We start from the raw sequence: 14,058 nt of genomic DNA, 5'->3' as shown, positions 1-14,058 counted from the left end.
CTGATTCACAAATGCAAAAGCCCTCTTCGTGAGGGCTTTTTTATGTTTACGACTCAGTAAACTCAGCGTTCAGGGCGGGTAAATACCAGTTCATTGCCCTGTGAACGTGATTCATCAAATTCGTAACCTTCCAGATTGAAATCCTGAAGTTGTTTCGGCTTATCCAGACGCTCTTTGATAATGAAGCGGCTCATCAGGCCACGTGCTTTTTTGGCATAGAAGCTGATGACTTTGTATTTGCCGTTTTTCTCATCGAGGAATACCGGCTTTATGATTTCGCCATTCAGCAGTTTAGGTTTTACCGCTTTGAAGTATTCATCGGATGCCAGATTTACCAGCACTTTGCTTTTTTGTTCGCTGAGCAACAGGTTGAGTTTCTCAGTCAGTAAATCGCCCCAAAAAGCATACAGATTCATGCCCTGCGGGTTTTCCAGACGGATACCCATTTCAAGACGATACGGCATCATCAAATCCAGCGGACGCAGCAGGCCGTATAAACCGGACAACATGCGCAGATGTTTTTGGGCAAAATCGAAATCTTTCTCGCTGAAATCTTCCGCCTGCAGGCCGGTATACACATCACCTTTAAAGGCCAGAAGCGCCTGACGGGCATTTTTCGGCGTGAAATCCGGCTGCCAGTCATTGAAGCGTTCGGCGTTCAGGTGGGCCAGTTTATCGCTGATCCCCATCAGTGAAGAGATCTGCGCAGGCGACATTTTACGCGCCACGGTAATCAACTGAGCCGATTTATCCAGCAACTCAGGTTGGGTATAGCGCGTTGTCGCAAGCGGGCTTTCGTAATCGAGCGTTTTGGCAGGTGAAATAATGGTCAGCATGGTCTCGTCCGTTGGTCAGTGACGCTTTAAATTTGGGATTTTTTCGTTGCACTACTGTAGCAAAAAAGCCGCCGCGGGGGAGCCATGATATCGATAGGTAAAAGCTTAACTGTCAGCGCCGGGACGTTTTTTTATCCCAAATTCCCGGCTCCAGCTGGTCGCGTAATTCCGGGAAATGGTCGGGATTAAAAACCGGTATTTTCCCCATACGTTGCTGGCGTTCGTAGTCTTTCACCACTTTGACCGCCACGCCCGAAAGCAGCAGCAGTGCGGTCAGGTTCAGTATTGCCATCAGCGCCATGAAGATATCCGCCAGTTTCCAGACGATATGCAGTTCCATCAGACAGCCGCAGAACACCATCCCGATGACCATCAGGCGGAAAATCAGCAATTTATACGGCGCGGCGCGGTGAACGAAACTCAGATTGTTTTCCGCATACGCGTAGTTGCCTGAGATAGAAGTAAAGGCGAAGGAAAACACCAGCACGGCCAGTGCGATGTGGCTCCACCCGCCCGTTGCGGGCGTGATGGCCTGCTGTAATAAGCGGATACCAAAAGGCGCGTCCGGATGATCAAGCACGCCTGACGTCAGCACAATCAGCGCCGTGGCGGTGCAAATCACCACGGTATCGATAAAGACGGCAAACATCTGGTTGAAGCCCATGGTGGCGGGGTGGGTGACCGACGCCATCGCCGCCGCGTTTGGTGACGAACCGACGCCCGCTTCGCTCGCAAAAACGCCGCGCTGCATTCCCTGAGTGATGGCCTGCGTGACGCCATAAGCCAGAGCGCCGGAGGCCGCTTCCTGTAAGCCGAAAGCGCTTTTGAAGACCAGCGCAATCACCTGCGGCAATTTTTCGATGTTATGACCGATGACCCAGATCGCCAGCAGCAGGTACGCAATGGCCGTCAGCGGAACCATCCATTTGGACAGCCAGATAACAGAACGTATACCGCCAAAAATCAGCAGAGCGGTCATCGTAGCCAGAATAGCGGCGGTGGTCAGATGGGGAACATGTAGCAAATGAAAGGAGGCCTGAGCAATGGAATTAGCCTGTAACGCACTGAAAACAAAGCCGCAGGAGACAACCATCAGGAAGGAAAACAGAATGCCCATCCAGCGCATGCCCAGCCCTTTCTCCATGTAATCTGCCGGTCCGCCGCGAAATTTACCGCGTTCGCCCGCGCCTTTGTATATCTGTGCCAGCGTGTTTTCAATCAGGGCCGTTGCCATGCTGAAAACGGCGATGACCCACATCCAGAAAATCGCGCCGGGCCCGCCGAGGGTAATGGCTATCGCCACGCCGGTCAGGTTACCGGTACCAATACGTGAGGATAAACTCAGGCACAGCGAGCCCCAGGGTGACATTCCTCGTGGATCGCGGCCAGTCGTAAAAAGGGCAGGGGAAAACAGATGTCTGAAACGACGGAACTGGATGAAACTCAGGCGAATGGTGAGGTAAATGCCGGTGCCAAACAGCAGGTAAATCAGGATGGAACTCCAGAGAATGGTGTCAAAAAAATCCAGCAGATCATTCATGAATTATCCTTGGTTGATAAACCCTTCATTTTTTTAGTTGTTCGCTCTGAGGGCTATGACCACTTTGGTTGGCTAACATACCTTTTTTATTGAAACGGGGACATATGCAAATTGGCTGATTTTGTGTGTTTTGGAAGGTGAGAAATCCATAGATGTTCGTAGCCGAGCATGCCGTGATAAGCGCCTTGCGCGTGGCTTTTTGCATGTTATCATCAGCCAAAGGCAAGGCATGAAAATGCCTATACGAAAACGTCCAAACGATGAGATATGCCAAAATGACCGATAAACTGACTTCCCTACGCCAAATGACTCAGGTTGTTGCTGACACCGGAGATATCGCGGCAATGAAGTTGTACCAGCCGCAGGATGCGACCACTAACCCGTCACTGATCCTCAGCGCTGCGCAAATTCCTGAATACCGTAAACTGATCGACGAAGCAATCGCCTGGGCACGTGACCAGAGCAGCGATCACGATCAGCAGATTACTGATGCAGCTGACAAACTGGCAGTGAACATCGGTCTGGAAATCCTGAAACTTGTCCCGGGCCGTATTTCAACTGAAGTTGACGCACGTCTGTCTTACGACACAGACGCGAGCGTGGCAAAAGCGAAACGCCTGATCAAACTGTACAACGATGCGGGCATCAGTAATGACCGTATCCTGATCAAATTGGCTTCTACCTGGCAGGGTATCCGCGCAGCGGAAAAACTGGAAAAAGAAGGCATCAACTGTAACCTGACGCTGCTGTTCTCCTTCGCTCAGGCACGTGCATGTGCAGAAGCCGGTGTGTTCCTGATTTCTCCATTCGTTGGCCGTATCCTCGACTGGTACAAAGCCAACGGCGACAAAAAAGAGTTCGCGCCGAATGAAGATCCGGGCGTTGTGTCTGTGACCGAAATCTACGAATACTACAAACAACACGGCTACGAAACTGTCGTGATGGGCGCAAGCTTCCGTAACATCGGCGAAATCATTGAACTGGCTGGCTGTGACCGTCTGACTATCGCCCCTGCGCTGCTGAAAGAGCTGGCTGAAAGCGAAGGTCCGCTGGAACGCAAACTGTCCTTCTCCGGCGAAACCAAGCCACGCCCTGCGCCACTGACTGAAGCTCAGTTCTACTGGGACCACAACCAGGATCCAATGGCGATCGACAAACTGGCAGATGGCATCCGTAAGTTTGCAATCGATCAGGGCAAACTGGAAAAAATGATTTCTGACCTGCTGTAATCAGCACTCAGTTTCGACAAAAAGCGGCTAATCAGCCGCTTTTTTTGTGTCTGCGATAAAACCCCGTGCCGTTATCGATATAATGAGGCTTATTGAAAGCAGATTTTGTCACGGAGAAATGGCATGGATAAATTGCGAATTGGTCTGGTATCGGTGTCAGACCGTGCGTCGGGTGGGGTGTATCAGGACAAAGGTATTCCGGCGCTGGAAGAATGGCTGGAGAAAGCGCTCATCACGCCCTTTAAGCTCGAAACCCGGCTTATTCCGGATGAACAACCTCTGATTGAACAGGCGATCAGCGAGCTGGTCGATGAAAGCGGCTGTCATCTGGTGCTGACTACCGGCGGAACCGGCCCGGCGCGCCGTGATGTGACACCGGACGCCACGCTGGCCATCGCCGATCGTGAGATGCCGGGCTTTGGTGAACAGATGCGTCAGATCAGCCTGCACTTTGTCCCGACGGCAATTTTATCGCGTCAGGTCGGCGTGATCCGCAAACAGGCGCTGATCCTCAACTTACCGGGACAGCCCAAATCTATTCAGGAAACGCTGGAAGGGCTGAAAGACGCGGAAGGCAAAGTGATCGTTTCCGGTATTTTCGCCAGCGTGCCTTACTGCATCCAGTTGCTCGACGGGCCGTATATTGAAACGCACGACCATGTGGTAGCAGCATTTCGTCCAAAAAGTGCCCGTCGCGACACAAAAAACTGAATACGCTTTGTTTTTGAAATAAGATTCAGGCGCTCTGGTGTGAAAAATATTTGCCGCTATAGTAATAATTACTTTACAGAAAGCGGCAAAAACCGTTTCCATTTTCACTCTGGCGTTACACGGACTCTTATGCAACACGCACAATCGCGCCGGCTGAACCGGCAGGACTTCAAAACGCTTTCCCTGGCTGCGCTGGGCGGCGCCCTCGAATTCTACGATTTCATCATTTTCGTCTTCTTCGCTGCGGTTATTGGCGACCTTTTCTTCCCGGCTGATATGCCCGACTGGCTGCGTCAGGTCCAGACGTTTGGCATTTTTGCCGCCGGTTATCTGGCGCGGCCGCTGGGCGGCATTATCATGGCGCACTTTGGGGATCTGGTTGGTCGCAAACGGATGTTCAGCCTGAGTATTCTGCTGATGGCGTTACCGACGCTGGCGATGGGGCTCCTGCCGACGTACGCTTCGATCGGCATTGCCGCACCGTTATTGCTGTTACTGATGCGTATTTTGCAGGGCGCAGCGATCGGCGGCGAAGTGCCGGGAGCCTGGGTTTTTGTGGCGGAACACGTCCCGCGTAACCGTATTGGTTTTGCCTGCGGAACGCTGACAGCTGGCCTGACAATGGGTATCCTGCTGGGTTCTCTTGTGGCAACTTTACTGAACACCAGTATGGCGCCTGCCGCGATCAGCCAGTATGGCTGGCGCATTCCCTTCTTTATCGGTGGGATCTTCGGGTTAATCGCCCTGTATCTGCGCCGCTGGTTGCAGGAAACGCCGGTCTTTATCGAGATGAAAGCCCACAAAGCGCTGGCCGAAGAATTGCCGCTGAAGGCCGTTGTCGCGAATCATAAAAAAGAAATCGTGGTGTCGATGCTGATGACATGGCTGCTGTCCGCGGGGATCGTAGTCGTTATTCTGATGACGCCAACGTGGCTGCAAAAACAGTTTGGTATTCCGGCGGCAGCGGCGTTGCAGGCAAACTGCCTCGCCACTGTTGCGCTGATGTTCGGCTGCATTATTTCGGGCAGTGTTGTGGATCGTCTGGGCGCCAGTAAGACGTTTATTATCGGCAGCCTCTTCCTCGGTATTTGCAGTTGGTCTTTCTATCATATGGTTGCGGCTGACCCGTCTGTGCTGATGGGAATGTACGCGCTGGCCGGTTTAAGCGTGGGAGTGGTTGGCGCGGTGCCGTATGTGATGGTGCGGGCTTTCCCGGCGGAAGTGCGGTTTACCGGGATTTCTTTCTCTTACAATGTGGCTTATGCCATTTTTGGTGGCCTGACGCCGGTGTTCGTGACGCTTATCATGCGTCTGACACCTATGGCACCGGCTTATTACGTGCTGGCATTGTCCGTGATTGGTTTACTGACCGGCATTTATCTCAGCCGTGATCTGAACAGTGAAACCGCCCGCGAAGCTAAATTTGCAGAAGGCGCCGCTTCCGGCCAGTAAGTTTCTTAAACTCATTTTTGGCGCAAAAAAAAGCCCCGTTCATCGGGGCTTTTTCATCTGATACGTCGTGCGTTATGCCGTAACCGCATTCACATCGCGAGCGTAGCTTTTCGGTTCGCCAATCGGCAAAACGGTACGGCCATACTGCTCGTTGAGCACTTCGGCCATCGCCAGATAAATCGCGCTGGCGCCACAGAAGATACCTTCAAAACCTGCAAAATGCAGAACTGCTGTATTGCCGGTCATGTTGCCGAAACACAGCAGGGCAAACAATATAGTCAGGCTGCCGAAAACGACCTGTAAACCACGGTTTGCTTTCAACGTGCCAAAAAACATAAAGAGAGTGAAAACGCCCCAGATGCCCAGATAAGCGCCCAGGAAACTTTCGCTGCTGGCATCGGCCATGCCCATGCGTGGCAGCATCAGAATACCGACCAGGCTCAGCCAGAACGCACCGTAGGAGGTAAACGCCGTGGTGCCGAAGGTATTCCCTTTTTTAAATTCCATCATCCCTGCAAGAATTTGAATCAAACCACCATAAAAAATGCCCATGCTGACAATAACAGCGGTCAGCGGGAAAAAGCCTGCGTTGTGTAAATTCAACAAGATAGTAGTCATACCAAATCCCATTAACCCGAGCGGGCCTGGATTTGCCAACGTTTTGGTCTGCATAGATCCTCTGTATCAGAATTATTATTAATTGATAATCGGGGGAAGAAACGCTTGGGAAATGGGTAAAAAAGCCGCATATCTTTAGAAGCGCGCGGCATCATAAGGAGGGTTGCGTCAGTAAACATTGATCTGGCGTAACAGCAATTGAAGATTTTTTTTCACTTTGCCCCTTGATGCTGAGCGTCATGGCCCCATCTTATCCTCAACCGCAGTTGTTACCGTCGGTAAAACCGTAATATGGGGCTGTTGAAATCGAAAAGATCGTCCTCATATACAGTAGCAACCTGAACGAATATGAATTTAAGTGGAGACGTTTTAGATGGGTAAAATTATTGGGATCGACCTGGGCACCACCAACTCTTGTGTAGCTATCATGGATGGCACGACTGCTCGTGTACTGGAGAATGCTGAAGGCGACCGCACCACTCCTTCCATCATCGCTTATGCGGCAGATGGCGAGACTCTGGTAGGTTCTCCGGCTAAACGTCAGGCAGTGACCAACCCGCAGAACACCTTGTTTGCGATCAAACGCCTGATTGGCCGTCGCTTCCAGGATGAAGAAGTACAACGCGATAAAGGCATCATGCCTTACCAGATCGTAGGCTCCGACAACGGCGACGCCTGGATCGACATTAAAGGTCAGAAAATTGCACCTCCGCAGATCTCTGCTGAAGTGTTGAAGAAAATGAAGAAAACTGCTGAAGATTATCTGGGCGAACCAGTAACTGAAGCTGTTATCACTGTACCTGCATACTTCAACGATGCTCAGCGTCAGGCAACGAAAGACGCCGGCCGTATCGCAGGTCTGGAAGTCAAACGTATCATCAACGAACCGACCGCAGCGGCACTGGCTTACGGCCTGGATCGTGAAGTCGGTAACCGCACTATCGCGGTATACGACCTCGGTGGTGGTACTTTCGATATCTCAATTATCGAAATCGACGAAGTTGACGGTGAAAAAACCTTCGAAGTTCTGGCAACCAACGGTGATACTCACCTCGGTGGTGAAGACTTCGACAGCCGTCTGATCAACTATCTGGTTGAAGAGTTCAAGAAAGAACAAGGTATGGATCTGCGTAATGATCCGCTGGCAATGCAACGTCTGAAAGAAGCGGCTGAAAAAGCGAAGATTGAACTGTCTTCTGCTCAGCAGACCGACGTTAACCTGCCGTATATCACTGCGGATGCAACCGGTCCAAAACACATGAACATCAAAGTGACCCGTGCAAAACTGGAATCTTTGGTGGAAGACCTGGTTAACCGTTGTATTGAACCACTGAAAGTGGCTCTGAAAGACGCAGGTCTGTCTGTATCTGACGTTCAGGACGTGATCCTGGTCGGTGGTCAGACGCGTATGCCAATGGTTCAGAAGAAAGTTGCTGAATTCTTTGGTAAAGAACCACGTAAAGACGTGAACCCGGACGAAGCTGTGGCAATCGGTGCAGCAGTTCAGGGTGGTGTGCTGGCAGGTGATGTTAAAGACGTTCTGTTACTGGACGTGACTCCGTTGTCTCTGGGTATCGAAACCATGGGCAGCGTGATGACTCCGCTCATCACCAAAAACACCACTATCCCGACAAAACACAGCCAGGTGTTCTCTACTGCGGAAGACAACCAGTCTGCAGTAACCATCCATGTGTTGCAGGGTGAGCGTAAACGTTCAAGTGATAACAAATCTCTGGGTCAGTTCAACCTGGACGGTATTCAGGCAGCGCCACGCGGTCAGGCACAGATCGAAGTGACCTTCGACCTTGACGCCGACGGTATCCTGCATGTGTCTGCGAAAGACAAAAATACCGGCCGTGAGCAGAAGATCACCATCAAGGCATCTTCTGGTCTGACGGAAGAAGAGATCCAGCAAATGGTCAACGATGCTGAAGCGAATGCTGAAGCCGACCGTAAGTTTGAAGAACTGGTTCAGACCCGCAACCAGGCGGACCACCTGATCCACGGAACCCGTAAGCAACTGGAAGAAGCCGGCGACAAACTGCCAGCTGAAGACAAAACTGCGGTTGAAGAAGCCCTGAAAGCACTGGAAGTTTCTGCTAAAGGTGAAGACAAGGCTGATATCGAAGCGAAAATCCAGGCGCTGGTTCAGGTTTCCGGCAAACTGATGGAAATGGCTCAGCAGCAAGGCCAGACCGAAGGCAGCGATGACAGCGCGAAGAAAGATGACGACGTTGTTGATGCTGAATTCGAAGAAGTTAAAGACAAGAAATAATCGCCCTTTAGCGGGCACAGTAAGAGTTCATTACTGAAAACCAGCACGGGCGTCGAGGAAACTCTACGCCCGTGCACGCATGTTGAGGGCAGGAAAAAGCATGGCGAAGCAAGATTATTACGAGCTGTTGGGCGTTTCTAAAACGGCCGATGAGCGCGAAATCAAAAAGGCCTACAAGCGCCTGGCAATGAAGCATCACCCTGACCGTAATCAGGGCGATAAAGAGTCTGAAAGCAAATTTAAAGAAATTAAAGAAGCTTACGAAATTCTGACCGATGCGCAAAAGCGTGCGGCCTATGACCAGTATGGTCATGCAGCCTTTGAACAGGGCGGCATGGGCGGTGGCGGTGGTTACGGCGGCGGCGGTGCAGATTTCAGCGACATCTTTGGTGACGTCTTTGGCGACATCTTTGGCGGCGGTCGCCGTCAGCGTGCCAGCCGGGGTTCAGATCTGCGTTACAACATGGATCTGACTCTGGAAGAGGCCGTTCGTGGTGTCACCAAAGAAATCCGCATCCCGACATTGGATGAATGTGACGTTTGCCACGGCAGCGGCGCGAAAGCGGGTAGCTCACCAACGACCTGTCCAACCTGTCACGGTGCGGGCCAGGTGCAGATGCGTCAGGGCTTCTTTACTGTGCAACAGGCATGTCCGACCTGTCAGGGGCGCGGTAAAGTTATCAAAGATCCGTGCAACAAATGTCACGGTCATGGCCGCGTAGAACGTTCGAAAACGCTGTCCGTGAAAATTCCTGCAGGTGTAGACACCGGTGACCGTATTCGTCTGGAAGGTGAAGGCGAAGCGGGTGAGCATGGCGCACCGTCAGGCGATCTGTACGTTCAGGTTCAGGTCAAAGCGCACAAAATTTTTGAGCGCGAAGGCAACAACCTGTACTGCGAAGTGCCAATCAACTTTGCGATGGCTGCACTGGGTGGCGAAATTGAGGTTCCTACGCTTGATGGTCGCGTGAGCCTGAAGATCCCAGCCGAAACGCAAACCGGCAAGATGTTCCGTATGCGCGGACGCGGTGTGAAATCCGTACGTGGCGGCGCGCAGGGCGACTTAATGTGCCGTGTTGTAGTCGAAACCCCGGTCAGCCTGAGCGAAAAGCAAAAACAATTGCTGCGTGATCTGGAAGAAAGCTTTGGTGGCGTATCGGGCGAAAAAAATAGTCCGCGCTCTAAAAGCTTTCTGGACGGCGTGAAAAAGTTTTTCGATGATCTGACACGTTAACCGGTTCCTGCAAACAGGAACGGTATAGTCCAGACAAATCCCCGGCAGCAATTCGCGCCGGGGATTTTTTTATGGGATTTTTTTAAAAAAACGGTGAAAGCGGCCAATAAATAATTCGTAAAAACCGAGGTATACTCCAGAAATAAACGAGTTTTTACGAAGTGAATCACTGCGTACAATTCGCGCATCCCATTGTGGCGTCCCGTTTTTAGCCACGCTTAATTAACAGGAGAGTCAGAATGTCGAATTTAATTCGTCGTTTTTTGCGTATGGAAGCTGCGGGCGGAATTGTGCTCATCATTGCCGCCGTTGTGGCACTGGTTATGGCAAACAGCCCGTTGCAGGGCGCTTATCAGGCGTTTTTAGATATTCCGGTCACGCTGCGCTTCTCTGAATTGCTGATCGACAAACCGCTTTTGCTGTGGATTAACGACGGCCTGATGGCGGTGTTTTTCCTGATGATTGGTCTGGAAGTTAAGCGGGAGATGTGTGAAGGCGCACTGGCCAATCGCGAGCAGGCGCTGTTCCCGGCTATCGCCGCGCTGGGCGGTATGATCGTTCCGGCGCTGATTTATCTGCTGTTCAACGGCAATGACGAAATTGCACGTCAGGGCTGGGCAATCCCGGCTGCAACGGATATCGCTTTTGCGTTGGGGGTTATGGCGCTGTTGGGATCACGTGTACCGACCGGGCTGAAAGTTTTCCTGCTGGCGCTGGCCATCATTGATGATCTGGGTGCCATCGTGATTATCGCGCTGTTCTACAGCCACGATATTTCGATGATGGCGCTGGGATTGTCGGCAGTCTGCGTCGCCGCGCTGGCCTGCCTTAACTGGCGCGGGGTCACTAAACTGACGCCTTACCTGCTGATTGGTGCAATTTTCTGGGTATGCGTTCTGAAATCAGGTATCCATGCGACATTGGCGGGCGTGGTTCTCGGGTTTCTGATCCCGCTGAATACTAAAAAAAATAAGGCTTCACCGGCACGCCGCCTGGAGCACGGAATTCATCCGTACGTTGCCTGGTTTATTTTGCCCATTTTTGCTTTTGCGAATGCGGGGATTTCTTTGCAGGGCGTGACGGCTTCCGGCGCATTTTCCCTGCTGCCAATGGGGATTGCGGCCGGCTTATTGCTGGGTAAACCGCTGGGCATCATGTTGTTCAGCAGCGTGGCGCTTAAATTGGGCATCACCCGTTTACCGTCAGGGATTTCATTCGGCCAGATTTCAGCCGTTTCCGTGCTGTGCGGCATTGGTTTCACCATGTCGATTTTCATTGGTTCACTGGCTTTCGCCCTGCGGGATCCGGCACTGCTGACTTACGCGAAAATGGGCATACTGATGGGATCAGTGGCTTCGGCACTGCTTGGATATGTGCTGTTGAGCCGTGCTTTGCCAAAGAAAGTTGTTAAACATTGACCGACAGGTTGCGCGCTGAGTCGCGCAACCTGATAGCAATCTCGTGCTTCAGAAAAGGATGAAACCATGCCTCATATTAACTACAACCATTTGTATTATTTTTGGCACGTGTGTAAATCAGGTTCTGTTGTGGGAGCCGCCGAGGCGTTGTATCTCACCCCGCAAACAATCACCGGCCAGATCAAATCACTGGAAGAAAGGCTCGGCGGTAAACTTTTTAAGCGGCAAGGGCGCGGGCTGATACCTTCCGAGCTGGGTCAGCTGGTCTATCGCTATGCGGACAAAATGTTCACCCTGAGTCAGGAAATGCTGGATATCGTGAATTACCGCAAAGAGTCGAGCCTGCTGTTTGATGTAGGCGTTGCGGATGCGTTGTCTAAACGTCTGGTCAGCCGTGTGCTGGAAGCCGCCGTACCAGAAAATGCGCAAATTCATTTACGCTGTTTTGAATCGACACACGAAATGCTGCTCGAACAGCTAAGTTTGCATAAGCTGGATATGATTTTGTCCGATTGTCCGGTGGATTCTACCCAGCAGGAAGGGCTATTTTCAGTCAAACTGGGCGAAAGCCCGATCAGCTTCTTTTGTTGCAAGCCGCTGGATGGCGTAGATTTTCCGGCCTGCCTTGAGCAACGCCCACTGCTTATTCCCGGCCGCCGTTCGATGTTAGGGCGTAAATTGCTGAACTGGTTTACGACACAGGGGCTGAACGTCAATATCCTCGGGGAATTCGATGACGCGGCGCTGATGAAAGCATTCGGAATGAACAACGATGCCATTTTTGTCGCACCGGCTATCTACTCCTCGACGGAGTTTCAGGATGAGAAAATTGAAGAGGTCGGGCGTGTAGAAGGGATCATGGAAGAGTATTACGTGATTTTTGCGGAAAGGATGATCCAGCATCCTTCGGTACAGCGGATTTGTCACACTGACTTTTCGGCGCTATTTACCTGAAACCGGAAACCGGAAACGACTCAAATTTCAGATATAAAAAAACCGGCCTGGGCCGGTTTTTTTATCAAAGCATTTCAGCGTAATGCGATTATTGCATTGCGTTGATTTGCGCAGTCAGGTTTGACTTATGACGCGCTGCTTTGTTTTTGTGGATCAGGCCTTTGCAAGACTGACGGTCCACAATTGGTTGCATTTCGTTAAATGCATTTTGTGCAGCAGTTTTGTCGCCTGCTGCGATAGCCGCGTGTACCTTTTTGATAAAGGTACGCATCATTGAACGACGGCTCGCGTTGTGCTTACGGCGTTTTTCTGACTGTACGGCGCGTTTCTTAGCTGATTTGATATTAGCCAAGGCCAACTCCCAAATATTTTTCTATTGATGAACAATTCAAAGGCCGAGGAATATGCCTTTTCGGTCTTCTTTTGTCAACGGATTTGTGCAAATAAGCGGCGCTTTTAAGCGTAAACTTTAATCGTCGCTTGTTACGTTGTGATGGCGCAGGATTTTAACAGCTTCCGGCATCGGAATACAGTCTTTCGCGAGAAAAATCGACAGGAGAGTGTACAAACTGCCCACTGCGGCCATTAACGCCTTGTTTATGCGAAAAGTCACGCATTCCCTGTATGCAACGAAAGATTTTCATCGCCACTCGTCCATTTGAACCGCAATATCTGCCGTATGCAAGGGAGAATGGTGTGATCCTGTGAATCGCTGGTTAACCTTGGAGGCTGTACAAGGTATAATCCGCCGATTTCCATCTTTATGAGTCAGCATTGGATTTGAGCCAGCTATGGAGCTAATTCGCGGAATACACAATATTCGAGCACGTCATCATGGATGTGTGCTGACTATTGGCAATTTTGATGGTGTACACCGTGGTCATCAGGCCCTGATCAAACAGCTAAAGCTGGAAGGTCAACGTCTGGGGCTGCCGGTGATGGTAATGATTTTTGAGCCACAGCCGCTGGAACTGTTCGCCGGTGATAAAGCACCTGCGCGCCTGACCAGTTTGCGTGACAAAGCCAAGTATCTGGCCGAGTGCGGAGTAGATTATCTGTTATGCGTACGCTTCGAACCCCGGTTCGCAGCGCATATTGCTCAGGAATTTATCTCTAAATTGCTGGTGGAGAAACTGGGCGTCAGATTCCTGACTGTCGGGGATGATTTCCGCTTCGGCGCGCGCCGTCTGGGAGATTTTGAGCTGTTACAGAAAGCCGGTGAAGAATATGGCTTTGAAGTGATCAGCACACAAACCTTCCGCGAAGGCGGCAATCGTATCAGCAGCACTGCAATTCGCGATGCGCTGCGCGATGACGATCTGGCGCTGGCCGAAAATTTACTGGGCCATCCGTTCAGTATCTCCGGCCGCGTTGTTCACGGCGACAAACTGGGGCGTACCATCGGCTTCCCAACGGCCAACGTGCCGCTCAAACGCGTGGTTTCACCCGTGCGCGGTGTTTATGCTGTGGACGTATTAGGCCTCGGGCCTGAGCCTTTGCCGGGCGTAGCCAATATTGGTATACGCCCGACGGTCGGCGGTGTGCGCAAGCAGTTGGAAGTGCACCTTCTCGACACCACATTAGATCTATACGGGCGCCACATTGACGTGGTGCTTCGCGCGAAATTGCGCAACGAACAGCGTTTTTCCTCGCTTGATGCTTTGAAGCAACAAATTGCGAACGATGAGGTGACGGCCCGGGAATTCTTTGGGTTAAAGACACCACGCTAAACATGTACTGACAGGCGTGTAACAAAGCCTGGAATCCAGCCGAAAAACGGAACCGAGAATC

Annotated in this window: 12 protein-coding genes; 8 read left to right on the top strand and 4 right to left on the bottom strand. The window is 51.5% G+C overall.

Annotated elements, in window-relative coordinates; genetic code table 11:
• Positions 1 to 62: 62 nt before the first annotated feature.
• Both yaaA and J1782_RS21285 read right to left on the bottom strand, forming a co-directional pair.
• Positions 63 to 836, bottom strand: a complete 774-nt coding sequence (gene yaaA / locus J1782_RS21290; RefSeq protein ID WP_152325185.1) for a peroxide stress protein YaaA — start codon at positions 834 to 836, stop codon at positions 63 to 65.
• A 112-nt stretch (positions 837 to 948) separates the two neighbouring features.
• Positions 949 to 2,376, bottom strand: a complete 1,428-nt coding sequence (locus J1782_RS21285; protein WP_217153869.1) for a sodium:alanine symporter family protein — start codon at positions 2,374 to 2,376, stop codon at positions 949 to 951.
• 275 nt (positions 2,377 to 2,651) lie between these two features.
• Between J1782_RS21285 and tal the strand changes: the two genes are divergently transcribed.
• The 3 genes from tal to J1782_RS21270 all read left to right on the top strand — a co-directional run bounded on the left by tal (position 2,652) and on the right by J1782_RS21270 (position 5,768).
• Positions 2,652 to 3,605 (top strand): transaldolase, encoded by a 954-nt coding sequence (tal, locus tag J1782_RS21280; RefSeq protein WP_152325183.1) that lies wholly within the window; start codon positions 2,652 to 2,654, stop codon positions 3,603 to 3,605.
• A gap of 123 nt (positions 3,606 to 3,728) precedes the next feature.
• Entirely contained in the window at positions 3,729 to 4,316 is a 588-nt protein-coding gene (gene mog, locus J1782_RS21275) for a molybdopterin adenylyltransferase (protein WP_152325182.1), read from the top strand.
• 129 nt (positions 4,317 to 4,445) lie between these two features.
• Complete coding sequence (locus J1782_RS21270; RefSeq protein WP_217153868.1) at positions 4,446 to 5,768, top strand: MFS transporter; 1,323 nt, start codon at positions 4,446 to 4,448, stop codon at positions 5,766 to 5,768.
• A 72-nt stretch (positions 5,769 to 5,840) separates the two neighbouring features.
• Here the strand turns inward: J1782_RS21270 and satP are convergent, their stop codons facing one another.
• Positions 5,841 to 6,440, bottom strand: a complete 600-nt coding sequence (gene satP, locus J1782_RS21265) for an acetate uptake transporter (RefSeq protein WP_165058954.1) — start codon at positions 6,438 to 6,440, stop codon at positions 5,841 to 5,843.
• 319 nt (positions 6,441 to 6,759) lie between these two features.
• On the opposite strand from satP, the gene dnaK reads away from it, so the two are divergent.
• The 4 genes from dnaK (at position 6,760) to nhaR (ending at position 12,267) form a co-directional block, all read left to right on the top strand.
• Positions 6,760 to 8,661: a molecular chaperone DnaK gene (gene dnaK, locus J1782_RS21260; protein ID WP_152325180.1), complete on the top strand. Its 1,902-nt coding sequence runs from the start codon at positions 6,760 to 6,762 to the stop codon at positions 8,659 to 8,661.
• Positions 8,662 to 8,761: 100 nt separating this feature from the next.
• Complete coding sequence (gene dnaJ / locus J1782_RS21255) at positions 8,762 to 9,895, top strand: molecular chaperone DnaJ (protein WP_165058956.1); 1,134 nt, start codon at positions 8,762 to 8,764, stop codon at positions 9,893 to 9,895.
• A gap of 239 nt (positions 9,896 to 10,134) precedes the next feature.
• Positions 10,135 to 11,313, top strand: coding sequence for a Na+/H+ antiporter NhaA (gene nhaA, locus J1782_RS21250; protein ID WP_217153867.1), 1,179 nt, complete (start codon positions 10,135 to 10,137; stop codon positions 11,311 to 11,313).
• A gap of 66 nt (positions 11,314 to 11,379) precedes the next feature.
• The gene (nhaR, locus tag J1782_RS21245) at positions 11,380 to 12,267 is read left to right on the top strand and encodes a transcriptional activator NhaR (protein WP_152325177.1); all 888 of its coding nucleotides are present in this window, start codon (positions 11,380 to 11,382) and stop codon (positions 12,265 to 12,267) included.
• Positions 12,268 to 12,355: 88 nt separating this feature from the next.
• Here nhaR and rpsT read toward each other — a convergent pair whose 3' ends face one another.
• Positions 12,356 to 12,619: a 30S ribosomal protein S20 gene (gene rpsT / locus J1782_RS21240; RefSeq protein WP_104923385.1), complete on the bottom strand. Its 264-nt coding sequence runs from the start codon at positions 12,617 to 12,619 to the stop codon at positions 12,356 to 12,358.
• Positions 12,620 to 13,058: 439 nt separating this feature from the next.
• Here rpsT and ribF point away from each other — a divergent pair, with 439 nt between their 5' ends.
• A complete protein-coding gene (gene ribF, locus J1782_RS21235) occupies positions 13,059 to 13,997 on the top strand; it encodes a bifunctional riboflavin kinase/FAD synthetase (RefSeq protein WP_165058962.1) in 939 nt (312 codons plus the stop codon).
• Positions 13,998 to 14,058: the final 61 nt, after the last annotated feature.

The organism is Rahnella sp. BCC 1045, assembly GCF_019049615.1.
GTDB lineage: Bacteria > Pseudomonadota > Gammaproteobacteria > Enterobacterales > Enterobacteriaceae > Rahnella > Rahnella contaminans.
This window is presented reverse-complemented; position numbering and strand designations above follow the sequence as displayed.